This window comes from Luteibacter pinisoli (assembly GCF_006385595.1).
In the GTDB taxonomy this organism is placed as follows: Bacteria; Pseudomonadota; Gammaproteobacteria; order Xanthomonadales; family Rhodanobacteraceae; genus Luteibacter; species Luteibacter pinisoli.
On sequence record NZ_CP041046.1, the window covers coordinates 1,512,474 to 1,533,333 of the forward strand.

A 20,860-nucleotide genomic window follows, 5' to 3' on the forward strand; every position below is an offset into this window, starting at 1 on the left:
TCGTGGAGTGCGGTCATGCCGACCGTAGTCGTAAACCGCCAGAAGGCAGGATGGGTAGAAAAGGCCATGGCTGACAAGGAAGGCCCGAACGTGCGTTATCGCCATGCAAGGATGAAGGTGCAGACCGCGGTGCTGATGAGCCGCGGCGGTGAAGCACACCCGACCGACCTGGTGGACATTTCAGCCACCGGTGCCCTGCTGCGCCGCCCGTCGGGCTGGCGTGGCGAACCAGGCCAGACCTGGATCCTCGACATGGTGTTTGGCCATGACCTGCACATCAATGTGGAGGCCAGGGTCGTGCGCGTTGGCGCGCGGCAGATCGGGATGGAGTATTCCCTTATCCCCGAGCACAAGCAGGCTCCGCTGTGGGAGCTGCTTGGCGGTTACGCCGATACGCTCGAGGCCTGGACGGACGAGTAACGTTCGTCAGGCTTGCGCGGCTTTTCGCTTTGCGCGGTCTTCGTCGCGCAGTTCGCGGCGGAGGATCTTGCCCACGTTCGTCTTCGGCAGCGAATCGCGGAATTCGATCTGCTTGGGGCGCTTGTAGCCGGTGAGCTTCTCGCGGCAGAACTCCTTCAGCGCCTCTTCCGTCAGCGAAGGATCCTTCCTGACGACGAACAGCTTCACCACCTCGCCCGAATGCTCGTCATCGATGCCCACGGCAGCGACTTCGGCCACGCCGGGGTGGCTCATGACGATGTCTTCGATCTCGTTCGGGTACACGTTGAAACCCGATACCAGGATCATGTCCTTCTTGCGATCGACGATGTAGAGGTAGCCGTTGGCGTCCATCTTCGCGATGTCGCCGGTGCGCAGCCAGCCGTTGGCGTCGAGCACCTTGGCCGTCTCGTCGGGCTTGTTCCAGTAGCCCTTCATCACCTGCGGGCCCTTGATGCACAGCTCGCCCACTTCGCCCACCGGCAGCGGGATGCCGTCGTCGGACCAGATCTGCACGTAGGTCGACGGAATGGGCAGGCCGATGGAGCCGTTGTATTCCTTCAGGTCCAGCGGATTGATGCAGGCCGCCGGCGAGGTTTCGGTCAGCCCGTACGCCTCGGCCAGGGTCACGCCGGTGGTCTTCTTCCAGCGCTCGGCCACGGCGCGCTGCACGGCCATGCCGCCGCCGAGTGACAGGTGCAGGCGCGAGAAATCGAGCTCGGCGAAACCCGGGGTGTTCAGCAGGCCATTGAACAGCGTGTTGACGCCGGTGATCGCCGTGAACTTCTCCTTGGAGAGTTCCTTGACGAACCCCTTCATGTCGCGCGGGTTGGTGATCAGCAGGTTCATCGCACCCATGCGGGTGAAGACCAGGCCGTTCGCCGTCAGCGAGAAGATGTGATACAGCGGCAGCGCGGTGACGATGATCTCTTCGCCCATTTTCGCCGAGCCGCTGATCCAGGCGTCCGCCTGCAGCATGTTCGCGATCATGTTGCGGTGGGTGAGCATGGCGCCCTTGGCCACGCCCGTGGTGCCGCCGGTGTACTGCAGGAACGCGATGTCATCGTGGCTCACGTCCACGTTGGGCAGGGGGTGGGCCTTGCCGCGCGAGAGGGCATCGCTGAAACGGGTGTTCTTCGGCAGGTGGAACGCCGGCACTTCCTTGCGGACGTGCTTGACCACGAAGTTGATGATGCTGCCCTTGGGGAAGCCCACCAGGTCGCCCACCGCGGTGGTGACGACGTGCTCGATCGCGGTGCCGGGCAGGGCTTCCTGCACGGTGTGCGCGAAGTTGTCGAGGACGACCAGCGCCTTGGCGCCGGAGTCGGCCAGCTGGTGGTGCAGCTCGCGGGCCGTGTAGAGCGGATTGGTGTTGACCACCGTCAGGCCCAGGCGCAGCGCGCCGAACAGGGCCACGGGGTACTGCAGGAGGTTCGGGAGCATGATGGCGAGGCGATCGCCCTTCTTCAGCCCGAGCTCCCCGGAGAGGAAGCCGGCGAAGGCGGCCGAGAGTTCGTCGATCTGCCCGTAGGTCAGGACCTTCCCGAAATTCTTGAACGCAGGGCGCTCACGAAATTTCTGAAATGATTCTTCGAACACCGCCGCAACGGAGCGGTACGCGTTGACGTCGATGTCGGCGGGGATCCCGGCCGGGTAGTGGTCAAGCCACGGGCGCTCGTTGCTCATGTACGGGACAAACTCCAGGAAAGTGGCGCTCGTACGGCAGGCCCGTCGTACGATAGGCAGGATTGGAGCATACGCTCGCGTATAGCGGCAAGCCGCATCGCAGCGAGGCGAGGAGACGGAAAACATGCAGCGACGCACGGCCCTGGTCACCTTACTCCTGATCGCCCTCATGGGGCTGGTCGGATGCCATCGCACGCCGGACGACGAGCAGGTACGCAAGGCGATTGCCGCGGCCGCCCAAGGGGCCGAGGCGGGCAGTGGCAGCGACACCGTGGCGGCCCTTGCGGACGACTTCGACGGCAATACCGGCGAGTTCAACCGGCAGGCGGTGGCCAACCTCGTGCGGGTGTTCGCGCTACGCGGGCAGAAGGTGCACGTGCTGCTGGGCCCGGTATCGGTGGACAAGCGTGGCGAACGGCAGGTGGCCACGTTCACGGTGACCCTGGCGGCGGGGTCGGGCGTGCTGCCCGACAACGCGGGGGCGTACCAGGTGGAGACCGGCTGGCGAAAGGACGGCAGCGAGTGGCGGTGCTTTACCGCCACATGGAAGCGCGCCCTGTAAAAGCGACCCCAAAAAAGAAGGCCCGGTTTCCCGGGCCTTCGTTCCTTACGCGGCCTTCGCCAGCTGGCGAAGCACGTACTGCAGGATGCCGCCGTGGCGGAAGAACTCGCGCTCCTTCGGGGTCAGCAGGAGCACCTTCACGGTGAACTCCTTGGTCGAACCGTCCGGACGCGTGGCCTTCACCGTCGCCGTCTTCGACTCGCCGCCGTTGAGGCCGGTGATGTCGAACACTTCGTCGCCCTTCAGGCCGAGCGTCTGCGCGTTCTCGCCGTCCTGGAACTGGCAGGGCAGCACGCCCATGCCGACCAGGTTGGAGCGGTGGATGCGCTCGAAGCTCTCGGTGATCACGGCCTTGACGCCGAGCAGCAGGGTGCCCTTGGCGGCCCAGTCACGCGACGAACCGGTGCCGTATTCCTTGCCGGCCAGCACGACCAGCGGGGTGCCGTCGGCCTTGTACTTCATGGCGGCGTCGTAGATCGCCATTTCTTCGCCGGTCGGGATGTACTTGGTGAAGCCACCCTCGACGCCGTCGAGCATCAGGTTCTTGATGCGGATGTTGGCGAAGGTACCGCGCACCATCACGTCGTCGTTGCCACGACGCGAACCGTAGGAGTTGAAGTCCTTCGGCTCGACGCCACGCGAGATCAGGAAGCGACCCGCCGGGCTGTCCTTCTTGATCGAGCCGGCCGGCGAGATGTGGTCGGTGGTGATCGAGTCACCGAAGATGCCCATGGCGCGCGCACCGTGGATGTCTTCGATGGTGCCGGCTTCGGCGGACATGCCGTCGAAGTAGGGCGGGTTCTTGATGTAGGTGGAATCGTCCCACGCGTACGTCTGGCCATCCGGCGAGGCGATCTGGTTCCAGCGGCTGTCGCCCTTGAAGACGTCGGCGTAGCTGTCCTTGAACATCTGCGGGTTGATGGCGCCGGCGATGGCGTCGGAGATTTCCTGGTTGCTCGGCCAGATGTCCTTGAGGAACACCGGCTGGCCGTCGCTGCCGTTGGCGATCGGGTCCTTGGTCAGGTCGATGTTCAGCGTGCCGGCAAGCGCGTAGGCCACCACCAGCGGCGGCGAGGCCAGGTAGTTCATCTTCACTTCCGGATGCACGCGGCCTTCGAAGTTGCGGTTACCCGACAACACCGATGCCACGGCCAGGTCGCCCTCGGCGATGCCCTTGCTGATTTCAGCCGGCAGCGGGCCGGAGTTACCGATGCAGGTGGTGCAGCCGTAACCGACGACGAAGAAGTTCACCTTCTCCAGCTCTTCGAGCAGGCCGGTCTTCTTCAGGTACTCGGTGACCACGAGCGAGCCCGGGCCGAGCGAGGGCTTGACCCACGGCTTGGAGGTGAGGCCACGCGCGGCGGCCTTCTTGGCGACCAGGCCGGCGGCAAGCATCACGGCCGGGTTGGACGTGTTGGTGCACGAGGTGATCGCGGCGATGACGACCGAGCCGTCGTTGATGCGGAAGTTGGCGCCGTCCTTGTGGACCAGCACGCCTTCTTCGTTGATGCCGTTGGCTTCGTTGCCGATGGCCGTGCCGCCGCCTTCATTGCTGAAGCGCGAGGTGTCGCCATTCTTGGTCTTGCGGTTGGCCGTGAGCGGGCCGACCACGTCGAGGAAGCTCTGCTGCACGCCTTCCAGCAGCACGCGGTCCTGCGGACGCTTCGGGCCGGCCATGGACGGGCGCACGTCGGCGAGGTCGAGCTCGAGCACGGTGGTGAACTCGGCTTCCGGCGTGTTCGCGTCGTGCCACAGGTTCTGTGCCTTGGCGTAGGTCTCGACCAGCGCGATCTGCGCTTCGTCGCGGCCCGACAGGCGCATGTAGTTCAGTGCTTCCTGGTCGATCGGGAAGATGCCGCAGGTGGCGCCGTATTCCGGGGCCATGTTGGCGATGGTGGCGCGATCGGCCAGCGGCAGGTTCTGCAGGCCGTTGCCGAAGAACTCGACGAACTTGCCGACGACGCCGAGCTTGCGCAGCATCTGGGTCACGGTGAGGACGAGGTCGGTGGCGGTGACGCCTTCCGGCAGCTTGCCCTTCAGGCGGAAACCGACCACCTGCGGGATCAGCATGGACGACGGCTGGCCGAGCATCGCGGCTTCGGCCTCGATACCGCCCACGCCCCAGCCCAGCACGCCGATGCCGTTGATCATCGTGGTGTGCGAATCGGTACCGAACACGGTATCCGGGTAGGCGAACGACTCGCCGTCCACTTCATTGGTGAAGACGACGCGGGCGAGGTTCTCCAGGTTCACCTGGTGCACGATGCCCGTGCGCGGCGGCACGACCTTGAAGTTGTTGAAGGCCTTCTGGCCCCAGCGCAGGAACGAGTAACGCTCCTGGTTGCGCTCGAACTCGATGGCGACGTTCTCTTCCAGCGCGGCTTCCGAACCAAACGCGTCGACCTGCACCGAGTGGTCGATGACCAGTTCGGCGGGCGCCAGCGGGTTGATCTTGTCGGGGTTGCCGCCGAGCTTGGCGACGGCGTCGCGCATCGCGGCCAGGTCGACCACGCAGGGCACGCCGGTGAAGTCCTGCAGGACGACGCGGGCGGGCATGAAGGAGATCTCGGTATCCGGCTCGGCCTTCGCGTCCCACTTGGCGACGGCTTCAATTTCCTTCGCCGTGACGTTCACGCCGTCTTCCTGGCGGAGGAGGTTCTCCAGCAGGATCTTCATGGAGTACGGCAGGCGCTTGATGTCGTGCTGCGCGCCGAACTTGGCCAGGCTGGCGATGGTGTGGCGCTTGCCGTTGACTTCGATGGTGTCTCGTACCGAGAACGAGTCTTTCATGCTGTACTCCTGGCGTGGCTTGCTTAGCTGGGGAGGCCTGGCGGCCCGTGGGGGCGCGCCAAAGCGTCGATTATCGCGCAGTCTGGTGTCCGTATGCGACCGCCGTGAGACCTTCGGTCCGTTAGAATGGCCCGCTCGTGGCGCTGGCCGCGCGATTTCGGCGGTCAAAAGGATGAGGGCGGCGGTGGATGGGCACAAACGCATTTGATGGCACGCAGCGTTCGATGATTTCGATGGCCCTGTCATCGGTGTCGCTGCGTGACCTTGCCCTGGTCCAGGCCGTGGCCCGTGAAGGCAGCTTCACCAGCGCAGCCCGCGCCATGTACATCAGCCCCTCGGGCCTCTCGCACCAGGTGCAGAAGGTGGAGCAGGCGCTGGGCATGCCCCTGTTCGAGCGCGGCGGCCGCCGCGTGGCGCCGACCGCCGGCGGGCAGCGATTGCTGGGCTATATCGAAGCCGTGCTGGGCGCGGCGGAGCATCTCGAGCACGCGGCACGGGCCGGGGATATCGCCTTCGGCGGTGAGCTGCGGCTGGGCGTGCCCTCCACGCTGGGTCCGTACCTGCTGCCCCATGTGATTGAGCCATTCCCGCAGCGCTTTCCCGAAGCGCGCCTGACGATTTCCGAGGGCAAGCCGCGCGGCCTGCTGCGCCGGCTGGCCGAAGGTGAGCTGGATGCGGTGCTGGCGCCGCCCAGCGCGACCGTGAACGGGCTGGATTCGACGGCCCTGTTCTTCGAGCCCTACGAACTGATGCTGCACAAGGCGCACCCGCTGGCGGGCCAGCACCAGGTGGCCCTGACCGACCTGGACGCCTCGGATGCCACCCTGATGGCGGAAAGCCACGGCAATGGGGTGTCCGACCTGGGCATGCCGGGTGCGGCGCGGCCGGAGCGCATCCAGGATCTTTCGATCGAAAGCCTGGCCACGCTGGTGGCGCTGCGTGGCGGCTATACCCTGGTGCCGATCCTGGCCCACGATCGCCTGCAGTCGATTCCGAACGTGGTGCTGGCCGGCGTGGAGGGTGCCCGCCCGGGCCGGCATATCGCCCTTTACTGGCGCAGTGCCTCGCCCTGGCGCGACGACCTGACGGGCTTTGCGGCGTTGCTGCGCACGCTGGCCGGCACGATTCCGGGCCTGGACGCGGCGACCTGAGCTAGTCGAGCTGACTAAAACCCGTTGTCGAGGGTGGACCCGGTGAGCAGGCCACGCGCCAGCATGGCGCACTGCTTGCCCTGGAACAGCATGTGCCACTGGCGGCCACCCAGCTGGTGCCACAGCACCGCCGAGCGCACCGAGGCCAGCAGGCACGCGCGGACCCGGTCCACGTTGGCCTTCTGCTGCAACTGGGTCGGGTTGCCGGTGACCATCACGCGTGGCTTCAGCGTGGACAGCGTGGTGGCGTAGAGCTCGGCCAGCCGCGCGGCGACGTTGGGGTGGTTGAGGCCGAAATGCTCCACCTGGCGCTGGGCGGCGACGATGCCCTCATGCAGCCGGTCGAGCAGGGCGCGGTTGCGCGAGAGCGAGCGCTCCAGGCGGAGCACCGTCACGCCCATGCGCATGACCGCCACGTCGCGGGTCTTCTCTTCAAACTGGTTCACCAGCGTGCGCAAGCCACGGCGCACGCCGGCCACGTTGCCGTACACGCCGGCCACCGAATCGGCATCGATGCGGAACACGCTGGCGAGGCTGGCCTCGTAGGCCGCGTCGTCGCAGCGGCCTCCGTTGGCCAGCTGCTGGGCCAGGGCAACACCCTGGAAGACCCCGGCCAGGGCCAGGACGCGCTCTTCATTCATGGATACAGCTCGGGGGTAAGGGGGTCATGCAAGGCCGCCATAGGCCGCGTCGGTGCTGGCGATCACGGCGCCGCCAAGGCAGGCCTCGCCGTCGTACAGCACCACGGACTGGCCGGGGGTGACGGCGCGCTGGGGGTCGTCGAAGGTGATATGCAGGGTATCGCCGCGGACCTCCACCGCGCAGGCCTGGTCGGCCTGGCGATAGCGGGTCTTCGCGGTGCAGCGGAACGACAGGGCCGGGGGCTCGCCCGCCACCCAGGTGGCATCGGTGGCGACCAGCCGGGTGGACTGCAGCCAGCGGTTCTCGCCGCCCTGCGCCACCACCAGGGTGTTCGAGGCCACGTCCTTGCCCACCACGTACCACGGCTCGTTGGGCGCATCCGCCCGGCCGCCAATGCCCAGGCCGTTGCGCTGGCCCAGCGTGTAATACATCACGCCCTGGTGCTCGCCGACGGCGCGGCCGTCGGGATCGACCATGCGACCGGGCTTCGCCGGGAGGTACTGGGCCAGGAAGGCGCGGAAATCGCGCTCGCCGATGAAGCAGATGCCGGTGGAGTCCTTCTTGGCCGCCGTGGGCAGGGCGGCCTCGCGGGCCATCTCGCGCACGGCCGGCTTCTCGATCTCACCCACCGGGAACAGCGTGGCCGAGAGCTGTCGCTGGCCCAGGGCGTGCAGGAAGTAGGTCTGGTCCTTCGCCGCATCCACGGCCCGGAGCAGGCGGTAGCGCCCCTCGTGGAAATCCACCCGTGCGTAGTGGCCCGTCGCGATCTTCTCCGCGCCGAGGGCCTGGGCATGGTCCAGGAAGGTCTTGAACTTGATTTCGCGGTTGCACAGCACGTCCGGGTTCGGCGTGCGGCCCGCCGCGTATTCGGCCAGGAAGTGGGCGAACACGCCGTCCCAGTACTCGCCGGCGAAGTTGCGGGCGTGGAACGGGATGCCCAGGCGGCCGCAGACCGCCACGGCGTCGCGGCGGTCGTCGTCGGTGGTGCAGGGGCCGGAGCGGTCGTCCTCCTCCCAGTTCTGCATGAACATGCCTTCCACCTCGTGGCCGGCCTGCTGCAGGAGGATGGCGGCGACCGAGGAGTCCACGCCGCCGGAGACGCCGAGGATCACTTTCATACCGCAGGAACCTGCGGCAGGAGGCTGGCGACGGCGTCCAGGGGATAGCGGCGACCATCCAGCCAGGCGTCGATGGCGTCCAGGATCAGCGGGCTGCGCAGGCGCGCGCCCAGGGCCTCGATCTCGTCGCGGCGCAGCCACAGGGCCCGGCGGATGCCGGTATCCAGCCCGCGGGCGGCATCATGGGCCACGGAGTGGCCGCTGAAGGCGAAGCGCAGCACCTGCTCGCCGTGCTCGTGGCTCGTCCATTGCCAGACGCCGAGGAAGGCGTCGAGCACCACGGTGTGTCCGGTTTCCTCCAGCGCCTCGCGTACGGCGGCCGCCTGCAGGGTCTCACCCGGGTCCAGGTGGCCGGCCGGCTGGTTGTACGCCAGCTCGCCAAAAACCTCTTCTTCGACCATGAGGTAGCGGTCGCCGGCCGCGACGACGCATGCCACGGTCACACGGGGGCACCACACGTTTTCGGCCGGGGCGTCGGTCTGGGTCATCTGACAAATGGGAGGGGTGGCTCTGGAAAAAGACATATTGTGCCATCACCTGTGGAAATCGACCCCGAAAGGGCTCGAAATCCGGTGTATATAATCGAATCGCGTACCGAAGGTTCTTAATTAATGTCCCAGGAACACGAACACGATCAGGAAAGCGAGCGCGGACACGGCCTGGCGATCGAAACGGCTCGGCCGGAAACGGCGAAGCCGCCCCTGTTCCAGGTTGTCCTGCTGAACGACGACTTCACACCGATGGATTTTGTGGTTGAGGTATTGCGTAGCTTCTTTGGCATGGATCAGGAGAGGGCGGTCCAGGTGATGCTCCACGTACACACAAGGGGGAAGGGCGTCTGCGGCGTGTTCACCCGCGAGGTGGCAGAAACGAAGGTGACCCAGGTAAACGAATACTCACGGTCCCATCAGCACCCGCTGTTGTGCACTATGGAAAAGATGTAGCCGATGCCCCATCTGGAGTTCATGCGGCACTAACAAGGGCAATGACCCCGCCGCCCACAGCTATCGGAGACGGTCCGTATGTTCAGCAAGGATCTCGAAGTCACCATTGGGCACTGCTATAAGCAGGCCCGGGAGCAGCGCCACGAGTTCATGACCGTGGAGCATCTCCTGCTCGCCCTGACGGAAAACAGCTCTGCCCTCGCCGCCCTGCGGGCCTGCGGCGTGGATTTGCCCCGCCTCGCGGCGGATCTCCAGCGGATCATCGCGGAGACGGTACCGGTGCTCCCGGCCGGTGACGAGCGCGACACCCAGCCCACGCTGGGCTTCCAGCGCGTGCTCCAGCGCGCCGTGTACCACGTGCAGTCCTCCGGCCGGAAGGAAGTCACCGGGGCCAACGTCCTGGTCGCCATCTTCGGCGAAAAGGACAGCCACGCCGTGTATTTCCTGCACCAGCAGGAGATCACCCGCCTGGACGTGGTGAACTACATCTCGCACGGCATCGCCAAGATCTCCGACGAGTCCGCCGCGGCGCCCTCCAGCGCCGAGCGTGACGGCGAGGACGGTGGCGAAGGCAAGGGCAACCCGCTCAGCGAATACGCCAGCAACCTCAACGAACTGGCTGTCCAGGGCAAGATCGACCCCCTGATCGGCCGCCAGGACGAAGTGGAGCGCACCATCCAGGTGCTCTGCCGCCGGCGCAAGAACAACCCGCTCTACGTCGGTGAGGCCGGCGTGGGCAAGACGGCCCTGGCCGAGGGCCTGGCCAAGCGCATCGTCGAGGGCGAGGTGCCCGAGGTGCTCGAAGACTGCACCATCTGGTCGCTCGACCTGGGTGCCCTCGTGGCCGGCACGAAGTACCGTGGCGACTTCGAAAAGCGCCTGAAGGCGGTGATTGGCCAGCTCAAGAAGCAGCCCAATGCCATCCTGTTCATCGACGAGATCCACACCATCATCGGTGCGGGCTCGGCGTCGGGCGGCACCATGGACGCCTCGAACCTGATCAAGCCCATGCTGGCCTCCGGCGAGCTGCGCTGCATCGGTTCCACCACGTTCCAGGAATTCCGCGGCATCTTCGAGAAGGACCGTGCCCTGGCGCGTCGCTTCCAGAAGATCGACGTGGTCGAGCCCACCGTGGCCGATTCCATCGAGATCCTGAAGGGCCTGAAGTCGCGCTTCGAAGAGCATCACTCGGTGGAATACACCGGTGAAGCCTTGCGGGCGGCGGTGGACCTGTCGGTCAAGCACATCCCCGACCGCCTGCTGCCGGACAAGGCCATCGACGTGATCGACGAGGCCGGCGCCCGCCAGCGCCTGCTGCCGGAAGACGAGCGGACCGGCAAGGTCGACGTCGCCGAAATCGAATACATCGTGGCCAAGATGGCACGCATCCCGGCCAAGCAGGTGTCGGCGTCGGATCGCGACGTCCTGCGTAACCTGGAGCGCAACCTCAAGATGGTGGTGTTCGGCCAGGACGGTGCGATCGAAGCACTGGCCTCGTCGATCAAGATGGCCCGTTCCGGCCTGGGCGATCCGTCCAAGCCGATCGGCAGCTTCCTGCTCGCCGGCCCCACGGGCGTCGGCAAGACGGAAGTGACCCGCCAGCTTGCCATGCAGCTGGGTATCGAGATGGTCCGCTTCGACATGTCCGAGTACATGGAAGCGCATTCGGTCTCGCGCCTGGTCGGTGCACCCCCGGGCTACGTCGGCTTCGACCAGGGTGGCCTGCTCACCGAGCAGATCACCAAGCACCCGCACTGCGTGCTGTTGCTGGATGAAATCGAGAAGGCGCATCCGGATGTGTACAACATCCTGCTGCAGGTGATGGACCGCGGCGTGCTGACCGATACCAACGGCCGCGAGGCGAACTTCAAGAACGTCATCGTGGTCATGACGACGAACGCTGGCGCCCAGCTGGCGTCGCGTCGCGGCATCGGCTTCGTGAAGCAGAACCACTCGCCGGACGCCATGGAAACCATCCGTCGGATGTTCACCCCGGAGTTCCGCAACCGTCTGGACGCGGTCATCCAGTTCAACGCGCTGGACTTCGAGCACATCCTGCGCGTAGTCGACAAGTTCCTCATCGAGCTGGAAGCCCAGCTCGCGGAGAAGAAGGTCAGCGTGGATGTCACGCCGGAGGCCCGCCGCTGGTTGGCCGAGCACGGGTTCGACCCGCAGATGGGTGCGCGTCCGATGGCTCGCGTCATCCAGGACAAGGTCAAGCGCGCCCTGGCCGACGAGCTGCTGTTCGGCAAGCTCGCCGAAGGCGGCAAGGTCACCCTGTCGGTGGCTGGCGACGAGCTCCACGTGGAAACCGAGTCGGCTGAGCCGGCCACGGTCGAGGCCTGATCAAGGCACGGCCCACCTTCGGGTGGGCCGGTGTTCCACCAGATCGTACGCAACAAAAAAGCCGCGGATATCCGCGGCTTTTCTTTTACCGGTGGAGCAGCGCAGCGTGCGCTTACTTCATGCGGTAGGTGATACGGCCCTTGGTCAGGTCGTACGGGGTCATCTCGACCTTCACCTTGTCACCGGTGAGGATGCGGATGTAATGCTTGCGCATACGGCCGGAGATGTGGGCAGTAATGACGTGCCCGTTCTCGAGCTGCACGCGGAACATGGTATTGGGCAGGGTCTCCTGGACCGTGCCTTCCATTTCGATGACGTCGTCTTTTGCCATGTGTTCCGGGTCGGATAAGTGGCCGGCGTGGCCGCAATAGTCCCCTATTATGCCATGCCGGGCCTCTCAAGGCCACCCGGGGCCGGTCAGGCGAAATACTTGTCCAGCTTCCCGCGGATCTCGTCTTGGATCTTGCCCTTGAACGCCGACAGCAGCATGCCGAGCTCGGCGGTCACGTGGACATCGCGGTCGGTGACCGCAATCGCGCCTTTCACGCCCGAGCCGGAGAAGGCATACGCATCACCCTGCCAGGCGCCCTTGGTGCCGAACTTCTCGGCCATGCCCGCGGCCACCTTGTCCACGACGGCACGCGCCTCGGCGGCGGTCTTGCCGTGTTCCCGGCGGATATCGATCTTGGCCATGAGGTACTCCCTGGGATGAAAGAGGGGGAGTCTACCAGCGGAGCCCGCTGAACCGCTCCGATGTCTTTGCGTTCAATGTGATACCGCACTCTGCTAAAGTCGCGTCGTCATCTGTCCGGTCCCTCCATGCGCATCGAATTCGTCAGCTCGGCTCGCGGTGATTTCCACTGGTCCCGACCCGTGCTCACGATTGGCCGGGCCGAGGACAACGACCTCGTGGTTTCCGAGGTTCAGGTGGCGCCGCGCCACGTCACCATCCATCGCGATCGCCGCGGGATGGTGCTGGAGGTGGCGGCCGGCGTCGGCCGCGTGTACGTCAATGCGCGCCCCGTCCGCGAGAAGGCGCTGCTGCGCCCGGGCGACAGCCTGTCGCTGGGCGACTGCCGGATGCTCATCCGCGACGACGATGACCTTGAGGCCCGCGAACTGCTCGAGCCCACGGATGCGCGCTGCATCGCCGCGCTGCGCCCGGTGGCCGGCCCGCTTTCCGGCCGCCTCGTCGCCATCGGCGACCGTCTCGAGCTCGGCGCCACCCATGGTGCGCTACCGCTGGAGCTGCCGGGCAACGATGCGGCCCTGCTCACCCTCGTGTGGGACGCCGACGAACTGATCCTCGATGCGTCGCGCGTGCCGGCCAGGCATGCCGTGCGGGTGAACGGCGTGCGCACGGTGCGCGCGGCGTTGCAGCCCGGCGACCAGATCGGCCTCGCCACGCATCGCTTCATCCTCGAGGCACCCGGCTGGTCGGCGGAGCCCGTGGTGGTCGCACCCGAGCCGGAGCCGGAACCCGAGCCGGAAGACGCCAACGCCCCTCGCGGCGACGTCTGGTGGCTGATCGTCACCGCCGCGCTTCTCGCGCTCGGCATTGCCGTGGTGCTGTTCGCGCCGTTCTGAGCCCCCGTTTCGCCCGCATGCGGCGGCATAATGCCGGTTCACCCATGCGAGAGGACGACCCGTGAGCAGAGCCTGGAATTTCAGCGCAGGACCCGCGGCGCTGCCGGAAGCGGTACTGAAACGCGCTCAGGCTGAGCTGCTCGACTGGAACGGCTCCGGTGCCTCGGTGATGGAACTCTCCCATCGCGGCAAGCCGTTCATGGCCCTGGCCGCCGCGGCGGAGCAACGCCTGCGCGGGCTGATGGGGATTCCGGCGAACTACAAGGTGCTGTTCCTGCAGGGCGGGGCCACCCAGCACTTCGCGCAGATCCCGATGAATCTTGCCGGCCCCGACGCGCACGCGGATTACATCGTCACCGGCCACTGGGGCGAGAAGGCCGTGCGCGAGGCGGCGCCATATATCGACGCGCGCGTGGCGGCGACATCCGTTGCCGCCAACTATCTTTCCCTGCCGCCGCGCGACACCTGGCAGCTCAGCAAGGGTGCGGCGTACGTGCACTACACGCCGAACGAAACCATCCACGGCGTGGAATTCCATGACGTGCCGGACGTGGGCGACACGCCGCTGGTGGCCGACATGTCGTCGAACATCCTGAGCGAGCCGGTGGACGTGTCGCGCTTTGGCCTGATCTACGCGGGCGCGCAGAAAAACATCGGGCCCTCGGGCCTGGTGATCATGGTGATCCGTGATGACCTGCTGGCCCGCGCGGGCCGGCCGATGGCGAACATCTTCCGCTACGCCGAGCACGCGGCGAACGATTCCATGTTGAACACGCCGAACACGTGGGGCTGGTACCTCGCCGGCCTGACGTTCGAGTGGCTGGAAGAGCAGGGCGGCCTTGCCGGCATGGGCGAGCGCAATGCGGCCAAGGCCACGGCGCTGTACGACGCGATCGATGGCTCGTCGGGCTTTTACCGCAGCCCCGTCGAGGTCAGTGCGCGCTCGCGCATGAACGTGCCGTTCACCTTGCACGATAGCGCGCTGGATGCCGTTTTCCTCAAGGAATCCGAAGCCGCGGGCCTGCTGGCGCTCAAGGGCCACAAGGCCGTCGGCGGCATGCGCGCATCGCTCTACAACGCCGTGTCACTCGAGGCCGTCGGCGTGCTTGTGAATTTCATGCGGGACTTTGCAACGCGGCACGGTTAAAGTCGGGGATCACCGCAATGCAGCATGCGTTTGCGGTGATAACTGTTTCATTTGCAACCACTTAGCCGCCTGGACGTCCATGAGTAAGAGTAGTTCCACCGATAAGCAAGCCACGCTGACCGAGGCGCGCCAGCGCATCGACAGCATCGACCAGCAACTGCAGTCGCTCATCAGCGAGCGCGCCCGTTGGGCACAGCAGGTCGGCCGGGCCAAGGGCCCGTTGAAGGCAGCGGTGGAGTATTACCGACCCGAGCGTGAGGCCCAGGTGCTGCGTGGTGTCATCGACCGCAACGACGGCCCGCTGCCCCATGCGGAGCTGGTGCGTCTGTTCCGCGAAATCATGTCGTCGTGCCTGTCGCAGCAGCAGCCGTTGAAGATCGGTTACCTCGGCCCCGAGGGCACTTTCAGCGAGCAGGCCGTGCGCAAGCAGTTCGGCCATGCCGCCTACGGCCTGCCGCTGGGCAGCATCGAGGAAGTGTTCCAGGAAGTGGCTGCGGGCAATGCCGATTTCGGCGTGGTGCCGGTGGAGAATTCCGGGCAGGGCATGATCCAGATGACCCTGGACATGTTCCTGACGTCCAAGGCCACCATCTGTGGCGAAGTGGAGCTGCGCGTCCACCAGAACCTGCTGTCGCTCACGGGCGACATGAAGGACATCAAGCGCATCTACTCGCATCCGCAGTCGCTGCAGCAATGCCAGGCGTGGTTGCGCGTGAATCTGCCGAACGTCGAGCGCATCGCCGTGTCCAGCAATGCCGAGGCCGCGCGCATGGCCAGGCTGTCGACGGAATCCGCCGCGATCGCCGGCGAATCCGCCGCGCGCGTGTACGGCCTGAAGATCATCGCCGGTCCCATCGAGGATCGCAGCGACAACACCACGCGCTTCCTCGTCATCGGCCGCACGATCTTCCCGCCGTCGGGTAACGATCGCACCTCGCTGCTGGTATCGGTGCGCGATAAGCCCGGCGCGCTGTTCGATGTATTGAAGCCGCTGGCCGACCACGGCATCAGCATGAACCGCATCGAGTCACGCCCGGCGCATACGGGCAAGTGGCAGTACGCGTTCTTCATCGATGTCTCCGGCCACGTGGACGACGCGGCCCTGCAGGCCGCGCTCGACGAGATGAAGCCAGCCGCCGCGGATGTGCGCGTGCTCGGCGCTTACCCCGTCGCGCTGCCATGACCGCCGTGTTCGATGCGGCCACGCTCGCCAACCGGGCGACGTCGGCGCTGCGTGCCTACGATCCCGGTCATGACCTTCCCGCGCTGCGCCTGCGTTTTGGCAACGTGCTCTCGGAGCTGGGTTCGAATGAGAACCCGCTCGGCCCGAGCCCGCAGGCCACGCGAGCCGCCACGCGCGTGCTTGAAGACATCTGGCGCTATCCCGATCCGCTCGGCGCCTCGCTGAAGCAGCGCCTGTCCGGCGAGCTCGGCCTGCCCGTGGCCAGCATCACGCTGGGCAACGGTTCGCACGAACTGCTCATGCTGCTGGCGCAGTGCTTCGCCGATGCGGAGCATCCGGTGGTGCATTCGCAGTACGGCTTCGCGGTGTTCCCGATTGCCGCGGCGGCGGCGGGCGCACGCGCCATCGCCGTGCGGGCGTTGCCGGCGAACCATGCCACGGCACCGTATGGCCACGACCTCGACGCGATCGCCACTGCGGTGACGCCCGCCACGCGCATCGTCTACCTGGCGAATCCGAACAACCCCACGGGTACCTGGTTCACCGACGCCGAGCTGGAACGCTTCCTCGCACGCGTGCCGGCGGAAACGCTGGTGGTGGTCGACGAGGCGTACCACGAGTACGTCGATGCGCCGGGGCTGAGCACCGCACTGCACCTGCTGGGCCGCTTCCCCAACCTGATCGTGACGCGCACGTTCTCCAAGGCCTACGCCCTGGCCGGCCTGCGCATCGGTTACATGCTCAGCCACCCGTCGGTGGCCGCCGTGGCCGAGCGGCTGCGCGAGTCGTTCAACGTCAACGGCGTGGCGCTCGCCGCGGCCGAAGCCGCGCTGGGCGACCACGAGCACCGTGCCCGGGTGCGCGAGACCAACCATCGCGATCGTGCGTGGTTCGCTGAAGAGCTCACCGCGCGCGGCCTGCGCGTCCTGCCGTCGCAAACCAATTTCCTGCTCGTCGACCTGGGCCAGGACGCCGCCGCCTTCGAAAAGCATCTGTTCGAACGCGGTGTCATCGTCCGTCCCATGGGCGGCTACGGCCTGCCGCACACCGTGCGTATCAGTGTGGGTAGCCGCGCCGAGCTGCAACGTCTCCTGGAGAACCTGCCATGACCCGGCTGGATTGGGTAAGCCGTGCGGGAGGGCCGCTGCAAGGCGACCTCGTCGTGCCCGGCGACAAGTCTGTTTCGCACCGTGCCCTGATGTTCGGCGCCATTGCCGAAGGCACCACGCACATCCGTGGCTTCCTTGAAGGCGAGGACACGCGCGCCACCGCCGCCATCCTCGGCAAGCTGGGCGTGCGCTTCGATACACCTGCGCCCGGTGAGCGCGTCGTCCATGGCGTGGGCCTGCACGGCCTGCGCGGCAGCACGGACGATCTCGACTGCGGCAACGCCGGTACCGGCATGCGCCTGCTCGCCGGCTTGATGGCGGGGCAGGGCTTCGACAGCACGCTGGTGGGCGATGCGTCGCTCTCCGGCCGCCCGATGCGCCGCGTGACCGACCCGCTGTCCACGATGGGCGCGGAGATCGACACGAACGATGGCAAGCCACCGTTGCGCATCCGCGGTGGGCGCAAGCTCAAGGGCATCACCTACCACTCGCCCGTGGCGAGCGCGCAGATCAAATCCGCACTGCTGCTGGCGGGCCTGTATGCCGAAGGCAGCACGGAAGTGATCGAGCCCCATCCCACGCGTGACTACACCGAAAGCATGCTCAAGGCCTTCGGCTGGCCGATCGAGTATTCGCCGGGGCGCGCGAAAGTGGAGGGCGGCCACGTGCTGCGCGCCGTCGACGTGGACGTGCCGGCGGACTTTTCCTCGGCCGCGTTCTTCATCGTCGCCGCATGCATCGTCCCTGGCTCGCATCTTCGCCTGAAGGGCGTGGGCCTCAACCCGCGCCGCACCGGCCTGCTTGCGGCACTGGAGCTGATGGGTGCCGACATCACAGTGGAGAACGAGCGCCACAGCGGCGGCGAAGCGATCGCCGACCTCGTGGTGCGCCAGCGTCCGCTGCACGGCGTGGCGCTGCCGCTCGACATCGTGCCCGACATGATCGACGAGTTCCCCGCCTTGTTCGTGGCGGCGGCCTGCGCCGAGGGCATGACGACCATCCGTGGCGCCGCGGAGCTGCGCGTCAAGGAATCCGACCGCATCGCCACCATGGCCGTGGGCCTGAAAGCGTGCGGCGTGATGATCGATGAGCTGCCGGACGGCGCGATGATCCGTGGTGGCCCGATCGGCGGCGGCAGCGTGGACAGCCACGGCGACCATCGCATCGCCATGAGCTTCGCCATCGCCGGCCTCGTCGCCACGGCGCCGATCACGATTGGTGATTGCGCCAACGTCGCCACCTCGTTCCCCGGTTTCATCGAGCTGGCCAACGGCGTGGGGTTTAACCTGGCGGCATAATGCGTTCCTGACCCACGTCCGGACCGCCCCATGCCCGCCAAGACACCCCCCTACGTCGTCGTCGTCCCCGCCCGGTATGCGTCCACGCGCCTGCCGGGCAAGCCGCTGCTGAAGATTGGTGGCCTGTCGATGATCCGCCGGGTGGCCGCGCGTGCCGCCCAGGCCGGTGCGGCCCAGGTGGTGGTGGCCACGGATGACGACCGCGTCGCCGCCGAGATGCGCGGCTGCGGGGGCGACATCCTTGTCTGCATGACCCGCGAAGACCACGCCTCCGGCACCGACCGCATCGCCGAGGTGGCCAGCCACTTCGGCTGGCCCGACGACACCGTGGTCGTGAACCTGCAGGGCGATGAGCCCTTCGCCCCGGCCGCGGGCATCCGGGCGGTGGTCGATACCCTGGCCGGCGACGACGCGCCGATGGCCACCCTGGCCACCCCGATCACCGACGCGGAAGAACTGTTCGATCCCAACGTGGTGAAGGTGGTGCGCGGTGGCAACGGCCGGGCCCTCTACTTCACCCGGGCGCCCGCGCCATGGGCCCGCGACGCCTTCGCGGTGGATCGCCATGCGCTGCCGGCCGCGGTGCCGTTCCTGCGCCACATCGGCATCTATGCCTACCGGGCGGGCTTCCTGCGCCGGGTCGCGGCCCTGCCGCGCACGCCGCTGGAGCAGGCCGAGTCGCTGGAGCAGTTGCGCGCCCTGGAGCACGGCTACGCCATCTCGGTGAGCCTGACCCCGGAACCGTTCCCGCCGGGCATCGATACCCCGGAGGATCTGGGCCGGGCGGAGGCCTGGCTGAAGAAACAGGGCGATTTGTAGGGGATCACCCACAACCGGCTGCGGGCGGCGCCGACAAGGTCAGCCGGTCTTCGCCGGGCGCGCCCCGGCGGACACCACCGTAATCTATCCCTGTCGCCGGAACACAAGGACGAAGGCGACTCCCCCCAAGGAAGGTCGCGCCGGCATGGTCCCCCTCCATGCCGGCGTTTTTCATTCCCGGTTGCCCCGGACCCGGTAAAATGCCCCGATGGAGCACACCGAGTCGCACCCGTTCGACGGCAAGGCCTTTGTCCGCCACCTCACCACGTCTCCCGGCGTTTACCGGTATTTCGATGCGGAAGGTGAGCTGCTGTACGTCGGCAAGGCCGCCAACCTCAAAAAGCGCGTCAGCAATTATTTCCTGAAGCCGCCGATGGATCCGCGCATCGCCTCGATGGTGTCGCAGATCGACCGTGCCGAGGTCACGCTGACGCGTACCGCTGGCGAAGCCCTGCTGCTCGAATCGCAGCTGATCAAATCGCTTAAGCCGCGCTACAACATCGTCCTGCGCGACGATAAGAGCTATCCCTACATCTATCTGTCGGGCGGGGAGAACTACCCGCGGCTGGCGTTTCATCGTGGCGCCAAGACCGGCTCGGGGCGTTACTTCGGCCCGTACCCCAGCACCTTTGCCGTGCGCGAAAGCCTGGGCCTGATGCAGAAGCTGTTCAAGGTGCGCCAGTGCGAGGACAGCTATTTCAAGAATCGCTCGCGGCCCTGCCTGCAGCACCAGATCGGCCGCTGCAGCGCGCCGTGCGTGGAGCTGATCAGCGTGGACGACTATCGCAATGACGTACGCCACGCGGAGATGTTTCTCGAGGGCCGTAGCAGTGCGGTGATCGACGAGCTGGCCAGGTCGATGGAGGAGGCCAGCATGGCACTGAACTTCGAGCGCGCCGCCACGCTGCGCGACCAGGTCGCCGCCCTGCGCAAGCTGCAGGCGCAGCACTTCGTCCAGGGGGCCAGCGCCGACATGGACGTCATCGCCTGCTGCCTCGAAGGCGGCATGGCCTGTGTCAGCGTGCTGTTCTTCCGCAACGGCGTCAGCCTGGGCTCGCGCGACTTCTTCCCGCGCCTGCCCACGGATGCCTCGGTCTCCGACGTCCTCGGCCAGTTCATCGCCCAGTACTACCTCGACCGCCAGGTGCCGCGCGAGCTCGTGCTGAGCGACCCGGTGGAAGACATCGAGGTGCTCACCGACGTCCTCTCCCAGCACGCCGGCTACAACGTCCAGCTGAAGCCCAGCGTGCGTGGTGAACGGGCCCGTTTCCTCGAAATGGCCCAGCGCAATGCGAGTGCCGCGCTCACCTCGCGCCTGGCCAGCCGGCACACGCTGCTGGCGCGTTTCGACGACTTGCAGAAGGTGCTTGACCTGACCGAGCAGCCGCGCCGCATCGAGTGCTTCGACATCAGCCACACGCGTGGCGAGGCCACGGTGGCCTCCTGCGTGGTCTTCGGCCCGGAAGGCCCGGAGAAGTCGCACTACCGGCGGTTCAATATCACAGGCATCACGCCGGGCGACGACTACGCCGCCATGCACCAGGCGCTTACCCGGCGCTTCAAGAAAGTGGTGGAGGGCGGGGCGAAGCCGGACATCCTGCTGATCGACGGTGGCGCGGGGCAGGTGGCCCAGGCGGTGGACGTGCTGGGCGAACTCGGCGTGGAAGGCATCCGCGTGGTGGGCGTGGCCAAGGGCCCCGGCCGCCGTGCCGGCGAAGAAACGCTGGTGCTGGCCGAAAGCGGGAAGACCCTGCACCCCGGTACCTCGTCGCCCGCGCTGCACCTGGTGGCCGCCGTCCGTGACGAGGCGCACCGTTTTGCGATCAGCGGCCACCGCCGCAAGCGCGAGGCGGCGCGCGAACGCAGTACGCTTGAGGATGTGGCGGGTGTCGGCGCGCGCCGACGCGCGGCACTGTTGAAGGCCTTCGGCGGCCTGTCGGGCGTGGAAGCGGCGGGCGTGGAAGAACTGATGAGCGTGAAGGGTATTGATCGCGGCCTCGCCGAACGCATCTATGCCATGCTGCACCCCTGATCGAACGG

General features: G+C 66.7%; 19 protein-coding genes. 12 read left to right on the forward strand and 7 right to left on the reverse strand.

The genetic code is table 11. The features are described 5' to 3' along the window. The first annotated feature begins 15 nt into the window (after nucleotides 1-15). A complete protein-coding gene (locus FIV34_RS06945) occupies nucleotides 16-420 on the forward strand; it encodes a PilZ domain-containing protein (RefSeq protein ID WP_342777383.1) in 405 nt (134 codons plus the stop codon). A gap of 6 nt (nucleotides 421-426) precedes the next feature. Here the strand turns inward: FIV34_RS06945 and FIV34_RS06950 are convergent, their stop codons facing one another. Further along, a complete protein-coding gene (locus tag FIV34_RS06950; RefSeq protein WP_139980980.1) occupies nucleotides 427-2,124 on the reverse strand; it encodes an AMP-binding protein in 1,698 nt (565 codons plus the stop codon). A 124-nt stretch (nucleotides 2,125-2,248) separates the two neighbouring features. Here FIV34_RS06950 and FIV34_RS06955 point away from each other — a divergent pair, with 124 nt between their 5' ends. Continuing rightward, entirely contained in the window at nucleotides 2,249-2,686 is a 438-nt protein-coding gene (locus tag FIV34_RS06955) for a hypothetical protein (RefSeq protein ID WP_139980982.1), read from the forward strand. A 45-nt stretch (nucleotides 2,687-2,731) separates the two neighbouring features. On the opposite strand, the gene acnA is transcribed toward FIV34_RS06955, so the two are convergent. Further along, the gene (gene acnA, locus FIV34_RS06960; protein WP_139980985.1) at nucleotides 2,732-5,476 is read right to left on the reverse strand and encodes an aconitate hydratase AcnA; all 2,745 of its coding nucleotides are present in this window, start codon (nucleotides 5,474-5,476) and stop codon (nucleotides 2,732-2,734) included. A 188-nt stretch (nucleotides 5,477-5,664) separates the two neighbouring features. On the opposite strand from acnA, the gene FIV34_RS06965 reads away from it, so the two are divergent. After that, a complete protein-coding gene (locus FIV34_RS06965) occupies nucleotides 5,665-6,627 on the forward strand; it encodes a LysR family transcriptional regulator (protein ID WP_246058772.1) in 963 nt (320 codons plus the stop codon). Nucleotides 6,628-6,641: 14 nt separating this feature from the next. Here the strand turns inward: FIV34_RS06965 and hflD are convergent, their stop codons facing one another. The 3 genes from hflD to FIV34_RS06980 are packed head-to-tail and all read right to left on the reverse strand — an operon-like array spanning nucleotide 6,642 to nucleotide 8,875. Beyond that, nucleotides 6,642-7,268, reverse strand: coding sequence for a high frequency lysogenization protein HflD (hflD, locus tag FIV34_RS06970; protein WP_139980987.1), 627 nt, complete (start codon nucleotides 7,266-7,268; stop codon nucleotides 6,642-6,644). A gap of 24 nt (nucleotides 7,269-7,292) precedes the next feature. Then, nucleotides 7,293-8,387, reverse strand: a complete 1,095-nt coding sequence (gene mnmA, locus FIV34_RS06975; protein ID WP_139980989.1) for a tRNA 2-thiouridine(34) synthase MnmA — start codon at nucleotides 8,385-8,387, stop codon at nucleotides 7,293-7,295. After that, nucleotides 8,384-8,875, reverse strand: a complete 492-nt coding sequence (locus tag FIV34_RS06980; RefSeq protein WP_139980991.1) for an NUDIX hydrolase — start codon at nucleotides 8,873-8,875, stop codon at nucleotides 8,384-8,386. Before FIV34_RS06980 ends, mnmA begins: the two co-directional genes overlap by 4 nt. Nucleotides 8,876-8,998: 123 nt before the next feature. On the opposite strand from FIV34_RS06980, the gene clpS reads away from it, so the two are divergent. Next, nucleotides 8,999-9,331: an ATP-dependent Clp protease adapter ClpS gene (gene clpS / locus FIV34_RS06985; protein ID WP_139980993.1), complete on the forward strand. Its 333-nt coding sequence runs from the start codon at nucleotides 8,999-9,001 to the stop codon at nucleotides 9,329-9,331. Between the two features lie 78 nt (nucleotides 9,332-9,409). Continuing rightward, complete coding sequence (clpA, locus tag FIV34_RS06990; RefSeq protein WP_139980995.1) at nucleotides 9,410-11,677, forward strand: ATP-dependent Clp protease ATP-binding subunit ClpA; 2,268 nt, start codon at nucleotides 9,410-9,412, stop codon at nucleotides 11,675-11,677. A 112-nt stretch (nucleotides 11,678-11,789) separates the two neighbouring features. On the opposite strand, the gene infA is transcribed toward clpA, so the two are convergent. Together infA and FIV34_RS07000 are read right to left on the reverse strand one after the other, a co-directional pair. Further along, nucleotides 11,790-12,008, reverse strand: coding sequence for a translation initiation factor IF-1 (gene infA / locus FIV34_RS06995; RefSeq protein ID WP_019466733.1), 219 nt, complete (start codon nucleotides 12,006-12,008; stop codon nucleotides 11,790-11,792). Between the two features lie 86 nt (nucleotides 12,009-12,094). Beyond that, on the reverse strand, nucleotides 12,095-12,370 hold the full coding sequence (locus FIV34_RS07000; RefSeq protein WP_139980997.1) for a polyhydroxyalkanoic acid system family protein: 276 nt from the start codon (nucleotides 12,368-12,370) through the stop codon (nucleotides 12,095-12,097). A 126-nt stretch (nucleotides 12,371-12,496) separates the two neighbouring features. Between FIV34_RS07000 and FIV34_RS07005 the strand changes: the two genes are divergently transcribed. The 7 genes from FIV34_RS07005 (at nucleotide 12,497) to uvrC (ending at nucleotide 20,852) form a co-directional block, all read left to right on the forward strand. Next, a complete protein-coding gene (locus FIV34_RS07005) occupies nucleotides 12,497-13,264 on the forward strand; it encodes an FHA domain-containing protein (RefSeq protein ID WP_139980999.1) in 768 nt (255 codons plus the stop codon). Between the two features lie 61 nt (nucleotides 13,265-13,325). Beyond that, nucleotides 13,326-14,411 (forward strand): 3-phosphoserine/phosphohydroxythreonine transaminase, encoded by a 1,086-nt coding sequence (gene serC / locus FIV34_RS07010; protein WP_139981001.1) that lies wholly within the window; start codon nucleotides 13,326-13,328, stop codon nucleotides 14,409-14,411. A 79-nt stretch (nucleotides 14,412-14,490) separates the two neighbouring features. Next, entirely contained in the window at nucleotides 14,491-15,594 is a 1,104-nt protein-coding gene (gene pheA / locus FIV34_RS07015; RefSeq protein ID WP_139981003.1) for a prephenate dehydratase, read from the forward strand. Next, complete coding sequence (gene hisC, locus FIV34_RS07020; protein WP_139981005.1) at nucleotides 15,591-16,703, forward strand: histidinol-phosphate transaminase; 1,113 nt, start codon at nucleotides 15,591-15,593, stop codon at nucleotides 16,701-16,703. The genes pheA and hisC overlap by 4 nt, the downstream gene beginning before the upstream one ends. Next, on the forward strand, nucleotides 16,700-18,001 hold the full coding sequence (gene aroA / locus FIV34_RS07025; RefSeq protein WP_139981007.1) for a 3-phosphoshikimate 1-carboxyvinyltransferase: 1,302 nt from the start codon (nucleotides 16,700-16,702) through the stop codon (nucleotides 17,999-18,001). The genes hisC and aroA overlap by 4 nt, the downstream gene beginning before the upstream one ends. Nucleotides 18,002-18,031: 30 nt before the next feature. Beyond that, a complete protein-coding gene (gene kdsB, locus FIV34_RS07030; RefSeq protein ID WP_139981009.1) occupies nucleotides 18,032-18,820 on the forward strand; it encodes a 3-deoxy-manno-octulosonate cytidylyltransferase in 789 nt (262 codons plus the stop codon). Nucleotides 18,821-19,028: 208 nt separating this feature from the next. After that, entirely contained in the window at nucleotides 19,029-20,852 is a 1,824-nt protein-coding gene (gene uvrC, locus FIV34_RS07035) for an excinuclease ABC subunit UvrC (protein WP_139981011.1), read from the forward strand. Nucleotides 20,853-20,860 lie beyond the last annotated feature (8 nt).

Coding starts and splice junctions, on each gene's coding strand:
- FIV34_RS06945 (WP_342777383.1), top strand. CDS start 16: ATGCCGACCGTAGTCGTAAACCGCCAGAAGGCAGGATGGGTAGAAAAG.
- FIV34_RS06950 (WP_139980980.1), bottom strand. CDS start 2,124: ATGAGCAACGAGCGCCCGTGGCTTGACCACTACCCGGCCGGGATCCCC.
- FIV34_RS06955 (WP_139980982.1), top strand. CDS start 2,249: ATGCAGCGACGCACGGCCCTGGTCACCTTACTCCTGATCGCCCTCATG.
- acnA (WP_139980985.1), bottom strand. CDS start 5,476: ATGAAAGACTCGTTCTCGGTACGAGACACCATCGAAGTCAACGGCAAG.
- FIV34_RS06965 (WP_246058772.1), top strand. CDS start 5,665: ATGGGCACAAACGCATTTGATGGCACGCAGCGTTCGATGATTTCGATG.
- hflD (WP_139980987.1), bottom strand. CDS start 7,268: ATGAATGAAGAGCGCGTCCTGGCCCTGGCCGGGGTCTTCCAGGGTGTT.
- mnmA (WP_139980989.1), bottom strand. CDS start 8,387: ATGAAAGTGATCCTCGGCGTCTCCGGCGGCGTGGACTCCTCGGTCGCC.
- FIV34_RS06980 (WP_139980991.1), bottom strand. CDS start 8,875: ATGACCCAGACCGACGCCCCGGCCGAAAACGTGTGGTGCCCCCGTGTG.
- clpS (WP_139980993.1), top strand. CDS start 8,999: ATGTCCCAGGAACACGAACACGATCAGGAAAGCGAGCGCGGACACGGC.
- clpA (WP_139980995.1), top strand. CDS start 9,410: ATGTTCAGCAAGGATCTCGAAGTCACCATTGGGCACTGCTATAAGCAG.
- infA (WP_019466733.1), bottom strand. CDS start 12,008: ATGGCAAAAGACGACGTCATCGAAATGGAAGGCACGGTCCAGGAGACC.
- FIV34_RS07000 (WP_139980997.1), bottom strand. CDS start 12,370: ATGGCCAAGATCGATATCCGCCGGGAACACGGCAAGACCGCCGCCGAG.
- FIV34_RS07005 (WP_139980999.1), top strand. CDS start 12,497: ATGCGCATCGAATTCGTCAGCTCGGCTCGCGGTGATTTCCACTGGTCC.
- pheA (WP_139981003.1), top strand. CDS start 14,491: ATGAGTAAGAGTAGTTCCACCGATAAGCAAGCCACGCTGACCGAGGCG.
- hisC (WP_139981005.1), top strand. CDS start 15,591: ATGACCGCCGTGTTCGATGCGGCCACGCTCGCCAACCGGGCGACGTCG.
- aroA (WP_139981007.1), top strand. CDS start 16,700: ATGACCCGGCTGGATTGGGTAAGCCGTGCGGGAGGGCCGCTGCAAGGC.
- kdsB (WP_139981009.1), top strand. CDS start 18,032: ATGCCCGCCAAGACACCCCCCTACGTCGTCGTCGTCCCCGCCCGGTAT.
- uvrC (WP_139981011.1), top strand. CDS start 19,029: ATGGAGCACACCGAGTCGCACCCGTTCGACGGCAAGGCCTTTGTCCGC.